This is a genomic window from Pontibacillus marinus BH030004 = DSM 16465, from assembly GCF_000425225.1.
GTDB classification, from domain to species: domain Bacteria; phylum Bacillota; class Bacilli; order Bacillales; family BH030062; genus Pontibacillus; species Pontibacillus marinus.
On the sequence record NZ_AULJ01000077.1, the window covers coordinates 1 to 13,833 of the forward strand.

Here is a 13,833-nt window from a genome sequence, read left to right on the forward strand (position 1 = left end):
GTTCCAACGATTATTCGGTATTAGCCCCGGTTTCCCGGGGTTATCCCGATCTCTCAGGTAGGTTACCCACGTGTTACTCACCCGTCCGCCGCTCGATCCACAACAATCACCCCGAAGGGATCATGTTGTTTCACGCGCTCGACTTGCATGTATTAGGCACGCCGCCAGCGTTCGTCCTGAGCCAAGATCAAACTCTCCATAAGAGTTCGCCTTTGCATCAAAATGATGTCTGGCTTTTAAAAAAATAAAAAGTAATTCATTGACGTAACATGTCGTTTCGTTCAGTTTTCAAGGATCAAATGGTGTTTCTTTTATTTCGTCGCCTCAAAACAGCGACTTAATTAATATATCATTTATCCGAAAGCGAGTCAATAACTTTTTTAAAAAGTTTGTTTGGCTTGTTTCTTTCGAATGTTTTGCGTGGCCGCTCTCAATGCGACAAGTAATAATATATCACCCTAACAAAACACAGTCAATAACTTTTATTAATTTTTTTAACCAAATTTGTTATTGCTTGCTTTGCCTTTCCGACGCTTAATAATAATATAAGAAATAAGCACCTGATTCAACCCCCTTTTTAAAATAGAGTGAAATCAAGTGCCCTTTACTACTTAATCATTCTTTCTTAACTGATATTTTCTATGGAAGATCCTCTTCCCTTTCGTTTCAACTTGAACAGATTCAATGATTTCTTTATCAACAAGAAACTCCAACAGCGCCCCGAGATCTAATGAATAAGGCTGTACTTCTGGATGCACCATTAACTCCCCATATGACCAAGGTTCGTCTTTTGCACCCATGACATGTATTAAATGTTTCGTACAAGTTAGAGTTCTAGAATTAATCGCAAACTCAGCAGCTAAGAGCATAAGTTGAACTCGTTTATCTAAGGTTTCTGAACTTTTGCTTAGCTCTTGATGAAGTTTATAAACCTCTGGTTCGATTCGCTTCACCTGATTCCAAACGGTCACTTCAGGATGGAAGCCTTTCTCGATCACTGATAATCGTGCCAAGTAGTGAAGGGAATGAACCATTCGACTAAAGGCATCCATATATTGTTCTGCTTCATATAAATCTTTACATTCACTATAACTCCGGATCAGTTTCGCAAATTCTATTGTCATCTTTAAATCGCGCTTCTCTTGTGGGAAGTTTCTCAATTCTTCTTTTAAAGACATAACATATTCATTACGATCAAAAATTACTTGGCCTTCAATCAGCCATTCAACAGCTCTTCTGTAGGAACTTGTATCGACCCATTCCTTTAATTGTTTCTCTTCTACAATATGCATGGCTGCATTTTTACCCTCAAACTCATAATGCTTAACAAACCATGGCTGTTCCGCTTCTCGAACTATTATTAGTAAGATTACATCAAAATTATCCGTTACAGGACTAACCGGACGTTTCTTTTCTATTATTAAAATACCTAATGTATTTTTTTGACTGGCACGTTCCTGATATATAGGACGCAACACATCTTCCATATACACATATCCTCCATATTTAGAATAATGTTTATTTCGACATTTTCTTAAAAAATCCTTTTTTCTATATTCCTTTCCTCCCGATATTTTATGCTATACTACCTTGTAGAATGGTTAGGAGGGAAAGAATTGGGTTTAAAGTACTCAAGTAAAATAAATAAAATACGCACCTTTGCCCTTAGCTTAGTCTTTGTAGGATTCGGTATTATGTACCTAGGGATTTTCTTCAAAGAAATCGTGTGGTTAATGAGCATCTTCATGATTCTTGGTTTATTGTCAGTAGTTCTTAGTACATTAATTTATTTTTGGATTGGAATGCTTTCTACAAAGACCATCCAGGTTGTATGCCCTAACTGTAACAAACCAACAAAGATTTTAGGGCGTGTTGATGCGTGCATGCATTGTAACGAACCATTAACGTTGGACAAGGACTTAGAAGGTAAAGAATTTGACGAAAATTACAATTCAAAACAATACCAAAAGGAACAACAAGAGCAACAATAATATTGTTATTAAAACACTACTTCAACCGAAACTCGGGAAAGTAGTGTTTTTTACTGACTAATTTTTGTTTTATTGGACGAGTAAAAAGTATGAAACGTTACAGCATAATTATCCTTACTAAACTATAGGTAAACCTTATAAACTAAAAAAAGCTGAAAGCCCATGTTGGCTTCCAGCTACTTAATGTTTTTGGGTTTCTTTATCCTTGCATTCCTCACAAGTACCGTAAACTTCCATACGGTGATTACTTACGTCAAAACCTGTAACTTGTTCAGCTAAGGATTCGACTTCATCGAGCGAAGGATAATGAAAGTCTACAATTTTGCCACAATGATCACAAATAGCATGATAGTGATCCGTAGTATTGCAATCAAAACGGCTTGATGAATCACCATATGTTAACTCACGCACAAGCCCGATCTCCCGAAATACTCTTAGGTTATTATAAACCGTAGCAACACTCATATTTGGAAATTTACTTTCTAAAGACTTATAAATTTCATCAGCAGTTGGGTGTGACATCGAGTTAATTAGATACTCAAGCACCGCATGACGTTGTGGTGTAATACGTACGCCAGAACCTTTCAAAGTATCTAAGGCCTCTTTTAGTCTATGATCTGACACCGTCATGCACCTCGCTTTCAAAAGGGTTTAAGAAGACTTATTATTATTCTAAACTATAGTATAGTTTAAAACATAAACTTGAAAAGATATACACGATTCACTTCTTAAATAAAGAATATTATTAGATTAAAATCTTTATAAATAGTGTAACCCTTTTAAAAACTTATTGTCAATATTGAGCCCACTCTACGGCTAAAGTTACCACATTTTACACATCTGCACGTAATGGTGTTTCTTTACCACCTGTTTTCTCATTTACAAAACGGGCAGCAACAAATAAGAAATCTGATAAACGGTTCAGATAATTTAACACTAATTCATTATTTAAGTCATCTTTTAATACTACAGCTGTACGTTCAGCTCTTCTAGCAATTGTTCTTGCCACATGAAGGGTAGCAGAAGCTTCATGACCTGAGGGTAAAATAAAGTTATCAAGTGTTTTTAATTCTGCATCCCATTCATCGATCTTCTTCTCCAACACATCAATATGGTTCTGTGTTAATTGCCACTTAACTTCTTTCCCTTTAGGTGTAGCAAGCTCTGCCCCAACATGGAATAAAACGGTCTGTACATGATGCATTACATCACAAAATTCTTCTTTACCGTCCCAGTCTTCTTTACGAAGATGACTCAATGCCATCCCAATCATTGAATTCGCTTCATCACAAGTTCCGTATGCCTCTACACGAAGGTCATTCTTTGGAACGCGGTCACCATAAATGAGTGAGGTTGATCCTTTATCTCCAGATCGTGTGTAAATCTTCATGATTAATACCCCTTTCTAGGATCTATAAGATTTATATAATTATTTTTATTCTGAAGAAACATTTCTAAGTTCTTTTTATAGATATCAAGAGCCCTAGGTTGATACTCTGGTGAAATCCCTGAAATATGTGGCGTAACAGTGACATTTGGCATTTCCCAGAACGGATGAGCTTCTGGGAGGGGCTCTTTATCAAAAACATCTAAGACTGCATGTGCCATTTCTCTATCTTGAAGAGCTTCCAACAGCACAGTACTATCCACTACATCTCCTCTCCCCATGTTTAGAAAGATGGATGTAGATTTCATCTGTTTAAAATGTTCTTTCTTAAAGAAGTCTTTCGTTTCCGGAGTACTAGGCAATACCGCAACGATAAAGTCGGCATCTCCAACGAATTTTAAGCCTTCATTCTCAACATAAACTTCATCAAAAAATTCTTTTGGTTTGCCACTCCTCGAAACACCAATCGTACGCATATGAAAAGCTTTTGCTAGCCGAGCAACTTCCTGACCTATCGCACCTGTACCAGCTACAAGCATAGTTTTCCCGCTAATTTCAGTCATTTTCACAGATCGATCCCAATCATGGGACCTTTCTTGATCGATAATGGTTTTAGCCTGACGACAAACCTGTAGTAACATCGATATTGCATATTCAGCCATTGGTGTCTTATGAATTCCTTTAGAATTTGTTACGATTATTCCCTTTTCTTCTATTTTGTTAAACGGCATCTGATCGATTCCAGCAGAAAGAACCATAATCCACTTAAGATTTTTTGCCCGCTCAACCTTCTCCTCGTCCAAGTCTTCCCCATATGTAAGTAAAACATCAGCTTTAGGAAGGTATTCTTCAGCTTCTTCTATACTGGTACAAAACTGATATGTAATAGATGGGTTTGCTGAAGCTAATTGTTCTCTTAAATCTCTTCTTATTTTGCACGACGTTAATACGTACATGTATAAACCTCCTATAAGGTACGACTACTTATCTCTATTTTATCTTTTTTTTATTCAGATTCCCAGAAATGAGGTGCTCTCATAGGTCGTAATTCACCAAATGAACAAAAAAAGGCGATGAAGGCATCTTCATCGCGTAATAACCGTTCTTGTTGTAAGGGGAGGTTGGTCTCATGATGTAATATACGCTCCTTAGCCTTAATCGGTATGGACCATAACCTAGTTTTGATTTAATTTATAGAATTAGGCTCGTGAGATCAACTCATACAAGCAATATGTTTATTTATTACACGTAAAGTATTTTAAATAACCCCCGCTCAAATCAGTTGCTAATTTAAAGACGCTTGCATATAATAAAAAGGAATATATTAGAAGGGACTGAAGTTTAGCGCAATGAAGTACTAATCCTATGTTTGAGAGGCGAGTTTTATCATGAACATGAAACGGAAACGACTCGTTCCAGATAGGATAGGTATGTCTACTTTTAATAGACGCATTGTGCACAGGATCCCTTAGACGTTATAGCTTTATTTGTCTATTTGCATTCATATGCCGAAAATACCTACTCTTTGGAGCGAATCCATGGAGGTTTTTTTATGAGAATCATGCATGCTTTAAATATAAAATACACTATTGGCGACCGAACATTATTAAATATGGATCAATTCAGCATTCATAGTGGCGATCGCATCGGAATGATTGGTAAAAACGGTGAAGGAAAATCCCTATTGCTAGAATATTTACTCGGACAAACAGATGACGAACCTACTGTTGAATGGTACGGATCTGTTGGTTACTTCAAGCAATTAAATACAGATATTGATGATAAAGAATGGCACCATCTAAGTGGCGGAGAAATAACGATGTCAAAATTAGATGAAATTTTTCAACAGAATAATGACCTCCTTCTTTTAGATGAGCCTACTAATAATTTAGACTGGCAACACATTGAGGAACTCGAGAAGCGACTTAATAACTTCAAGGGTGCTGTTCTAATCGTATCCCACGATCGAACCTTACTCGATCAAGTATGTTCAAGGATATGGGAGCTTGAAAATGGCAAGATTACATCTTATAAAGGCAATTTCAGTGACTTCGAACAAGCGAAGCTACGCAAAGTAGAACAACAATATGCAGAACACGATAAATATGTAAAAGAAAAGAAACGCTTAATCGAGCGTATGAGACAAAAAGAACAGCAAGCTCAAGGTATGCGAAAGCCACCTGCTCGAATGAGTAGTTCAGAATGGCAGCTTCATAAAAACAAAGCTGCAGGAAAACAGAAAAAAGTTGAACGTGTATCTAAAGTCATCGAGGATCGAATTGAACGACTGGAAAAGGTGGATAAACCTTTTGAATGGGATGACATTAAAATGGACTATACACTTGCGACCCCTATTCACAAAAAGCAAGTTTTGACGGCTAAAAAGATACAAAAATCAGTGAATGGGCATCTTCTATTTCAAGCCGATTCACTAAAGCTCAGAACAGGATCAAAAACAGCACTAATTGGAGCAAACGGTAGTGGTAAAACCACACTTATTAAACAACTGCTTACTTTAGGAGACAATATAGAGCTTACCAAACAAGCAAATATCGGATTATTTGAGCAAGAGCTTGCTCATTTACCAGAGGACAAAACTATCTTGCAATACGTTCAAGAAAATAGCCCCCTCCCTCAACATGTGGTTCGTATTATCTTAGGACGATTGCGCTTTTTTGAAGAAGATGTTCATAAAAGAATCGGCGTCTTAAGCGGTGGCGAGCGTGTAAAAACAGCTTTAGCACGTCTATTAACCGGGGACTACAATGTGTTGGTTTTAGATGAACCGACCAATCACCTAGACCTAGAAGCTATTTCTGCTTTAGAGAAACTCATTCAAGATTACCCCGGAACGGTGTTGTTTGTTTCTCACGACCGTCGCTTTGTGAATGAAACAGCAGACCACTTATGGATTTTAGAAAACCATACCATCACTTCTTTTAATGGGAACTTAACAGCTTGGCAAACGAGCCTTGAACAGCCAAGAGAAGTGGATGAGGAAACCTACGACCTAATGGCTTTGGAGAATAAACTAACCGAGATCATCAGCCGGTTAAGTTTACCTGACCAAAAAGATGATGTGCAAAAGCTTGAGCATGAGTACCAAGACACGTTAAACAAAATTCAAAAACTACGTAAACAATAGTGCACGATTTTTATTTATCCTCTATTAAAAAGGCCCTGGCATTTGTAGCCAGGGCCTTTCTTTCTTAAGATAAATTCTCTTTAATGTATTCTAACGCTTCTTCAACATGGCCTTTCACTCGAACCTTACGCCATTCATTCACAAGATTGCCCTCTTTATCAATAACGAAAGTAGAGCGTTCAATGCCCATGTATTCTTTCCCAAAGTTTTTCTTCAGTTTCCATACATCATATTCCTCTGCAACACTATGATTCTCATCTGCAAGTAATAAAAACGGCAAGTCATGTTTATCAATAAACTTTTTATGACGATCAACAGGGTCTGGACTTACTCCTAAAATGACTGCATCCAATTCTGCAAAGCTTTCATGATTATCACGAAAATCACAAGCTTCCGTTGTACAACCTGGAGTCATATCTTTTGGATAAAAATAAAGAACGACATTCTTTCCGCGAAAGTCTGACAGCTTTACATTCTCCCCATTACTTGCTTGTAATTCGAAATCTGGTGCTGGTTTTCCTAATTCAATGGTCATGCCAATCCCTCCTGAAAATGATCTTCTATAAGCGTAACCAAAGTTTGACTATCTTACAACTCATAAGAAAAGCGCAAGCGCCCGTTTAGCTACGAAGGGAGTGGACTGAGCCCGTAGTAAGATTAACCAAACTTGCTGATTGGCAAGCCGACAGGCGCAGACAGAAGCTTAGTTGCCGTGGTACTTTCACCTAGAAATTTTAACTACGTCGAATTTCTCCTTTGTTAAAATTTCATGTCACAAATGTGTATAGGAAACACGATGAGCTTGCGAATCGATGTTGACTTATCGAACGGAGGCGAGGGAACTCCCTTCGTAGCTGGGCGCTGGAGCTAGACATCTGTGAGCTATAACTATTACTCTTTGCTTCTAAAAGGAGATCAGCGTTTATCTTGTATCAATTGTACAAAGAACGCAGCAGGCAAAATATATCCAATCAGTGCTTCACTTAATGCTATAACTCGTCCAATTCCAATCGGCGTAATATCCCCATACCCTACCGTCATTAACGTAACCCCACTAAAATAAATCGAATGCGCCATACGGTCTAAGACAGAATCCCTTCGCAATAAGTCGTCCTGCAGAATACTCCACCCCTGTGAAGAAAGAACAAAATAGAGGAGTCCAAACCCTATCATGACAATAAAGTAAACCAGAACTAATGTATAAAAGTGCTGGACAGAAAAATATTGGCGCTCATAGTGGTTCTGTCTAAAAAAACCCCACAAACACATTCCAAGCACTAGGAAAATAAGCAATAGAAAAAGCCATATCATATTCCTCCCCCATTCCTACCTCTTCCCTTATAAATACGAAAATCGATTATGGAATATGATTTCTTTATCACTTCTTGTCCTATGCGCCTAGAGTTTTGATATATGTTAGAATGAACCCTGGACAATAAGTGCTTATCTGGAGGTTAATATATGAATTGGAATAAATCCGAAGAATTATATAAAGATGCAGAAGAACATATAGTCGGGGGAGTTAACTCCCCTTCCCGCGCCTATAAAGGAGTAGGTGGCGGAACTCCTATATTTATGGAAAAAGGTGAAGGTGCTTACTTTTGGGATGTAGACGGAAATCGTTATATCGATTATTTAGCTGCATACGGTCCAATCATCACCGGACACGCTCACCCTCATATCGCTGAGGCCATCGCTAAGTCCGCATATAATGGTGTTTTATACGGAACCCCAACCGTACTAGAAAACCGCTTCGCCAAAATGCTAAAAGACGCAATCCCTTCTATGGAAAAGGTCCGCTTTGTAAACTCAGGGACTGAAGCTGTCATGACAACGATCCGCGTAGCCCGTGCTTATACAAATAGAACAAAGGTGATTAAATTTGCTGGATGTTACCATGGCCACTCCGACCTCGTCCTTGTAGCAGCTGGTTCTGGACCCGCAACACTTGGAACGCCAGATTCAGCCGGGATCCCAACTTCCATGGCGAAAGAAGTCATCACCGTTCCATTTAATGAGATCGAATCTTACAAAGAAGCGTTAGATAAGTATGGTGACGATGTAGCAGCAGTACTCGTTGAACCGATTGTTGGTAACTTCGGTATTGTAGAACCAAAACCTGGATTCTTACAACAAGTTAATGACTTAGCACATGACGCAGGTGCTCTTGTTATTTATGATGAGGTTATAACTGCATTCCGCTTCACATACGGCAGTGCCCAAGATCTTGTTGGTGTAGAACCAGATATGACAGCTCTCGGTAAAATTATTGGAGGAGGTTTACCAATCGGTGCTTACGGTGGACGTGTTGATATTATGGAACAAGTTGCACCATTAGGACCTGCATATCAAGCTGGAACGATGGCAGGTAACCCAGCCTCTATTTCTGCGGGTATTGCTTGTTTAGAGGTTTTACAACAAGAAGGAACCTATGAAAAACTTGATAGACTCGGAGAAAAACTTGAAAATGGCATCCTAAACCATGCCGAGACGTACAAACTCCCTGTCAAAGTAAACCGCTTAAAAGGAGCCCTTACCGTTTACTTTACAGAAGATGAAGTAGAAAACTACGATCAAGCAGATGCCACTGATGGTGAGATGTTCGCAAAATTCTTCCACTTGATGTTAAAAGAAGGCATCAACCTAGCCCCATCTAAATTCGAAGCGTGGTTCCTAACAATCGCTCATACGGATGAAGATATAGACGAAACATTGAGAGCAGTAGAAAAATCATTTAAACCATTAGCTAACGAGTAAATATACATCTACCCATGCAGCCTCGCAAAGTAAATTTTTGCGAGGCTTTTTATGAAAGGTTACCTTTAGATGAAATGCATTGTTAAATTATTACATATCAACAAAATCTTGTTTAACCTCAACTTGTATGGGGGTATTTTTAATTAGATTCAGAAATAATTCGAATAGGGATTCACTTTGTTTGGAAATTTGTGATTTTCTACTACTTATTTGACTAAGATTAAGATATAATACATCTGTTTGTATAAGATGAAGGAAGGTTTTTTTATGAAACTCGGTGCACGGATGATTAAAACAGGACTAGCAGTAGCCCTCGCCCTATATGTATCTTATTTGATTGGCTCTAGCTCAATCATTGCAGGGATGACGGCCCTATTCTCTATTCAGCCGTCAATTTATCGTTCTGTACAGTCTATAATTGAACAAGTTCAGGCAAATATAATCGGTGCCTTAAGCGCTATTATTGTCGTTTTAACATTAGGGAAAGATCCATTTATTATTGGTTTCACGATTGTGATCGTTATTGCACTCTGTATCAAATTTAATATGAATGAGAATACTGTCCTACTTGCACTAGTGGCCGTTATCGCCATTATGGAAACAACGGACATGCCATTTTTTCAGTTTACGATACTTCGATTTTCTTCACTGATGATCGGAATTTTTTCATCCTTTATCGTAAACTTGGTGTTTCTTCCACCTAAATATGAGACAAAGCTCTTTTCAGCTATCGATCGAAATACATCAGACATTTTACAATGGCTACGTATTACAACTCGTCACCTATCCGATCGCCCAGCTTTGCGAGAAGAGATCGAACGAATTGATAGTGAATTGATGAATGTGGATCACACGTACAGTCTTTATCAGGAAGAACGAACTTACTTTAAAAAACGCCGTTTCCGAAAGGCGCGTAAGTTGATCTTATTTCGACATTTAATGGCAACAACTCGTAAAAGCTTCGATGTGTTAAAAACGTTTTCCAAGCTTGAAAATGAATTGGACAAAGTACCTGAAGAGTTCCGTCATACCTTAATTACAGAACTTGATAAAACCATTCATGCTCATGAAAAAATCATTTTATCTTTGATGGGACGAATCCGACCAGAAAAAGATCCAATCGAAGAGTCCGGAACTCCAGATATCCCTACACTAGTTGAATACTTAATTCAATTTTATGAAAAAGGGGAAGATGAAAAAGAACAGCTAATGTTCTTACCTTTAGCTACGAGGTTGATGGACTATCACCATCAGTTAATGCGTTTGCAAAAACTAGTCACAACCTATCAGCATTATCACGGCGCAGAACAAATTAATGTCGGTAAGAAGCAGAAGCCAACTGCAAAATAATACTGTTAGAAAGGCGCAAGAGCCCATTTAGCAACGAAGGGACTGGACTGAGCCCGTAGTGAGATTAACTAAACTTGCTGATTGGCAAGCCGACAGGCGCAGACAGAAGCTTAGTTGCCGTGGTACTTTTACCTAGAAAATTTAACTACGTCGAATTCCTTCTTTGTTAAAATTTCATATCACTAAATGTGTAAAGGAAACACAAATTGTGAAGCAATTTGATGTTGACTTATCGAACGGAGGCGAGGGAAGTCCCTTCGTTGCTGGGCGCTGGAGCTAGACAGCTAAGAGCTACAACTTATACTTTCTTTACACAAAAACCACACTCATTTAGGAGTGTGGTTTTTTCTTACGTGCCCAAGTATTCAGGATTTGAGTCATCAAGCTGTTGAACTTGATATAAATTATAATATCCACCTTGTTTCTTCATCAGTTCTTGGTGGCTCCCCGCTTCTTTGATTTGACCGTCTTCAATTAATACAATGCGGTCAGCATGGGTGATCGTAGATAAACGGTGCGCAACGATAAATGTTGTGCGGTCCGCAGCTAATTTTTCCATGGCTTCTTGAATAAGGTTCTCGCTCTCTAAGTCAAGTGCAGAGGTAGCCTCATCTAAAATCAACAGTGGTGGGTTTTTCAAAAATACCCGTGCAATAGCGACACGTTGTTTTTGACCACCCGAAAGTTTCACGCCACGCTCGCCTACAAGAGTGTCATAACCGTTTGGGAGCCCCATGATAAAGTCATGAGCATTGGCTTGTTTTGCAGCGGCGATCATATCTTCATCCGTAGCATCAGGGTTGCCCATCTTTATGTTCATGCGAATAGAATCACTGAACAAGATATTATCCTGGAGCACCATACCTATCTTATCTCTAAGAGAACGCGCCTCTACATCTCGAATATCTTTTCCATCAATTTTTATGCTCCCTTTTTCCACATCATAAAAACGCGGAATCAGGCTGACAAGAGTGGATTTTCCTCCTCCACTCATACCAACAAGGGCAATTGTTTCCCCTTTCCTCACATCTAGGGATAAGTCTTCCAGAACAAGCGGTTCATCCTCATCATAACGGAAGGATACGTTATCAAAAGTAACATCACCATAGACACTGTTAAGTTTTTCAGCACCTTTTTTATCCTTGATATCGTATTTTTCATCCATAAATTCAAAAACACGATCCATCGATGCTAGAGATTGCGTTAACACAGTGGAGGAGTTTACCAGACGACGTAATGGGCTATACACACGTTCCATGTACCCAATAAACGCTACCATCGTACCGACCTGGATATTCCCCGTAATCACCTGATACCCCGCGAAAGTAATGACTAATAAAGGGGCTAAATCTGTAATTGTAGATGTTACACTAAATGTTTTGGCATTCCAACTTGTGTGTTTCAGTGCTCGATCAAGGAAGTTTCGATTTTGTTCATTAAACTGTCCTTGTTCATAATCTTCTAAAGCAAAACTCCTCACAACAGGCATTCCTTGCACACGTTCATGCAAGTGACCTTGAACTTGAGCCAAAGCTTGAGAACGTTCTTTCGTTAGATCTCTCAACCGTCCATAAAAATACTTAATGGCAAAACCGTATAGAGGAAAGAGTGCAATAGAAACGATTGTAAGCCAAACATCCATATAAAGCATAATACCAATTGCGATGACAATCGTAATCATATCCAACCAGATATTCATGAGTCCTGTAATGACAAAGTTTTTTGTTTGCTCAACATCATGAATGACACGAGAAATCACTTCACCTGTTTTCGTTTTTGAATAAAAACGGAGACTCAATCGTTGTATATGATCAAACAGTTTGCCTCGTATATCATACAAAATCGTGTTTGCCGTCCATTGAGCTAAGTATTGTCTAAAATATTCTACTGGAGGTCGTATGACTAAGAAAACCAAAAGACCTCCTCCCATAATCCAAAGTAGTTCATCTATTTTCGCAGCCTGACTCATATCAGCATTAATAATATCATCAATCACATACTTTGAAATCAAAGGGAGCAATAACGGGATACCAAATTTCAAAATCCCTATAGCAACGGTTAATACAATTTTCCATTTGTAGGGTCGAACAAATTGCATATATCGTTTCGTGTTACTCATAGCTGTCACCTCTTTCTACATTAGAAGTACACGAATTCGTATGTTTATTTACTGTGTTTAGAACATGCAAGGAGCCTGTTGGATTTCAACAGGCTCCTATGTTAAGTACGTTAAGTAGCGTTCATACCATTGATCGATGAATTCCGGTGAAAATGGGCCTTTTCTTTGTCGAACCCAACGTAATAAGTGATTTACATTGTTTTTGAGGATCTGGTCCAACACTGTAGGATAATTCATTTCCCTACGGTGTTGCTCGTACTCATCTTCATCTAACAAAATATATGTCATATCCGGAAAAACTTTTACATCTAAATCGTAATCAATATATTTCAATGCTTCCTCATCATAAACGAATGGTGAGCTTATATTACAATAGTAATATACCCCATCATTTCGAAGCATACCAATGATATTAAACCAATACTTAGAGTGAAAATAACAAATTGCCGGTTCTCGAGTGATCCATGTACGGCCATCACTTTCGGTAACTAGCGTCTTATCATTCGCACCGATGATCACATTTTGAGTACTTTTCAAAATGGTTGTGCTATCCCAGACTCGATGTAGTTGGCCATTGTGTTTGTAGCTATGAATTTGTATATGTTCACCTGGCTTTGGGACTGACATCCTATCTCCCTTTCTCCTCAACATAGCCTTTGCATATTATTTCTTCATATTATTATAACGATTAAAAGGGATAAATGGAAATGATACAAATGAGAAAAACGCGAGAGAATGGATTAATTGTACTAAAATTCGTTTTATATGTACTAATACTTTATTCAATTAAATGGCAGGATTGTTGAAGACTTGATTCCGAGATATTGGTTGGGAGAAGTCCGTTGCTGTTGAGTAATTTGTTCCGGTCAGTGAAACGGCAAGCCTGTTGTGGAAGACAAGCCGAGCCTCCTCATACGCTACGCTCCTTGCAGGGTCTCGTCTTCCCTTTGTTACCACGACAGTTTGCCGTTTCCTTCCCTCCACGCGATTATGGAAACTAACGGACCATAATTTGGCTTTCCCCACCTCATCTTTATTGGAAATTAAAGTCAGAGAAGTTGCTTAGACCCTTGCCATGATAGGA

General features: G+C 38.5%; 12 protein-coding genes and 1 rRNA gene. 4 read left to right on the plus strand and 9 right to left on the minus strand.

All coding sequences use genetic code 11. The features are described 5' to 3' along the window. Together H514_RS0114545 and H514_RS0114550 are read right to left on the minus strand one after the other, a co-directional pair. A 16S ribosomal RNA gene (locus H514_RS0114545) occupies positions 1-203 on the minus strand; the annotation flags it as partial. 408 nt (positions 204-611) lie between these two features. Further along, a complete protein-coding gene (locus tag H514_RS0114550; RefSeq protein WP_027447622.1) occupies positions 612-1,487 on the minus strand; it encodes a nucleotidyltransferase-like protein in 876 nt (291 codons plus the stop codon). A gap of 129 nt (positions 1,488-1,616) precedes the next feature. Between H514_RS0114550 and H514_RS0114555 the strand changes: the two genes are divergently transcribed. Beyond that, positions 1,617-1,991 carry a YgzB family protein gene (locus tag H514_RS0114555; RefSeq protein WP_027447623.1) on the plus strand — a complete coding sequence of 125 codons (375 nt, stop codon included), beginning with the start codon at positions 1,617-1,619 and terminating at the stop codon, positions 1,989-1,991. Positions 1,992-2,171: 180 nt separating this feature from the next. Here the strand turns inward: H514_RS0114555 and perR are convergent, their stop codons facing one another. The 3 genes from perR to H514_RS0114570 all read right to left on the minus strand — a co-directional run bounded on the left by perR (position 2,172) and on the right by H514_RS0114570 (position 4,334). Beyond that, positions 2,172-2,615, minus strand: a complete 444-nt coding sequence (gene perR / locus H514_RS0114560) for a peroxide-responsive transcriptional repressor PerR (protein ID WP_027447624.1) — start codon at positions 2,613-2,615, stop codon at positions 2,172-2,174. Between the two features lie 208 nt (positions 2,616-2,823). Then, the gene (locus tag H514_RS0114565; protein WP_027447625.1) at positions 2,824-3,381 is read right to left on the minus strand and encodes a cob(I)yrinic acid a,c-diamide adenosyltransferase; all 558 of its coding nucleotides are present in this window, start codon (positions 3,379-3,381) and stop codon (positions 2,824-2,826) included. 2 nt (positions 3,382-3,383) lie between these two features. Further along, entirely contained in the window at positions 3,384-4,334 is a 951-nt protein-coding gene (locus H514_RS0114570) for a D-2-hydroxyacid dehydrogenase (protein ID WP_027447626.1), read from the minus strand. Between the two features lie 596 nt (positions 4,335-4,930). Between H514_RS0114570 and abc-f the strand changes: the two genes are divergently transcribed. Beyond that, on the plus strand, positions 4,931-6,523 hold the full coding sequence (gene abc-f / locus H514_RS0114575) for a ribosomal protection-like ABC-F family protein (protein WP_027447627.1): 1,593 nt from the start codon (positions 4,931-4,933) through the stop codon (positions 6,521-6,523). Positions 6,524-6,587: 64 nt separating this feature from the next. Here the strand turns inward: abc-f and bcp are convergent, their stop codons facing one another. Together bcp and H514_RS0114585 are read right to left on the minus strand one after the other, a co-directional pair. Continuing rightward, the gene (bcp, locus tag H514_RS0114580) at positions 6,588-7,058 is read right to left on the minus strand and encodes a thioredoxin-dependent thiol peroxidase (RefSeq protein WP_027447628.1); all 471 of its coding nucleotides are present in this window, start codon (positions 7,056-7,058) and stop codon (positions 6,588-6,590) included. 380 nt (positions 7,059-7,438) lie between these two features. Beyond that, a complete protein-coding gene (locus H514_RS0114585; protein WP_027447629.1) occupies positions 7,439-7,834 on the minus strand; it encodes a potassium channel family protein in 396 nt (131 codons plus the stop codon). Positions 7,835-7,984: 150 nt separating this feature from the next. Between H514_RS0114585 and H514_RS0114590 the strand changes: the two genes are divergently transcribed. Further along, a complete protein-coding gene (locus H514_RS0114590) occupies positions 7,985-9,280 on the plus strand; it encodes a glutamate-1-semialdehyde 2,1-aminomutase (RefSeq protein ID WP_027447630.1) in 1,296 nt (431 codons plus the stop codon). 267 nt (positions 9,281-9,547) lie between these two features. Continuing rightward, entirely contained in the window at positions 9,548-10,630 is a 1,083-nt protein-coding gene (locus H514_RS0114595) for an FUSC family protein (protein ID WP_027447631.1), read from the plus strand. A gap of 349 nt (positions 10,631-10,979) precedes the next feature. Here the strand turns inward: H514_RS0114595 and H514_RS0114600 are convergent, their stop codons facing one another. Both H514_RS0114600 and ntdP read right to left on the minus strand, forming a co-directional pair. Continuing rightward, the gene (locus H514_RS0114600) at positions 10,980-12,749 is read right to left on the minus strand and encodes an ABC transporter ATP-binding protein (RefSeq protein ID WP_027447632.1); all 1,770 of its coding nucleotides are present in this window, start codon (positions 12,747-12,749) and stop codon (positions 10,980-10,982) included. 96 nt (positions 12,750-12,845) lie between these two features. Then, entirely contained in the window at positions 12,846-13,376 is a 531-nt protein-coding gene (ntdP, locus tag H514_RS0114605; RefSeq protein ID WP_027447633.1) for a nucleoside tri-diphosphate phosphatase, read from the minus strand. Between the last annotated feature and the right edge of the window lie 457 nt (positions 13,377-13,833).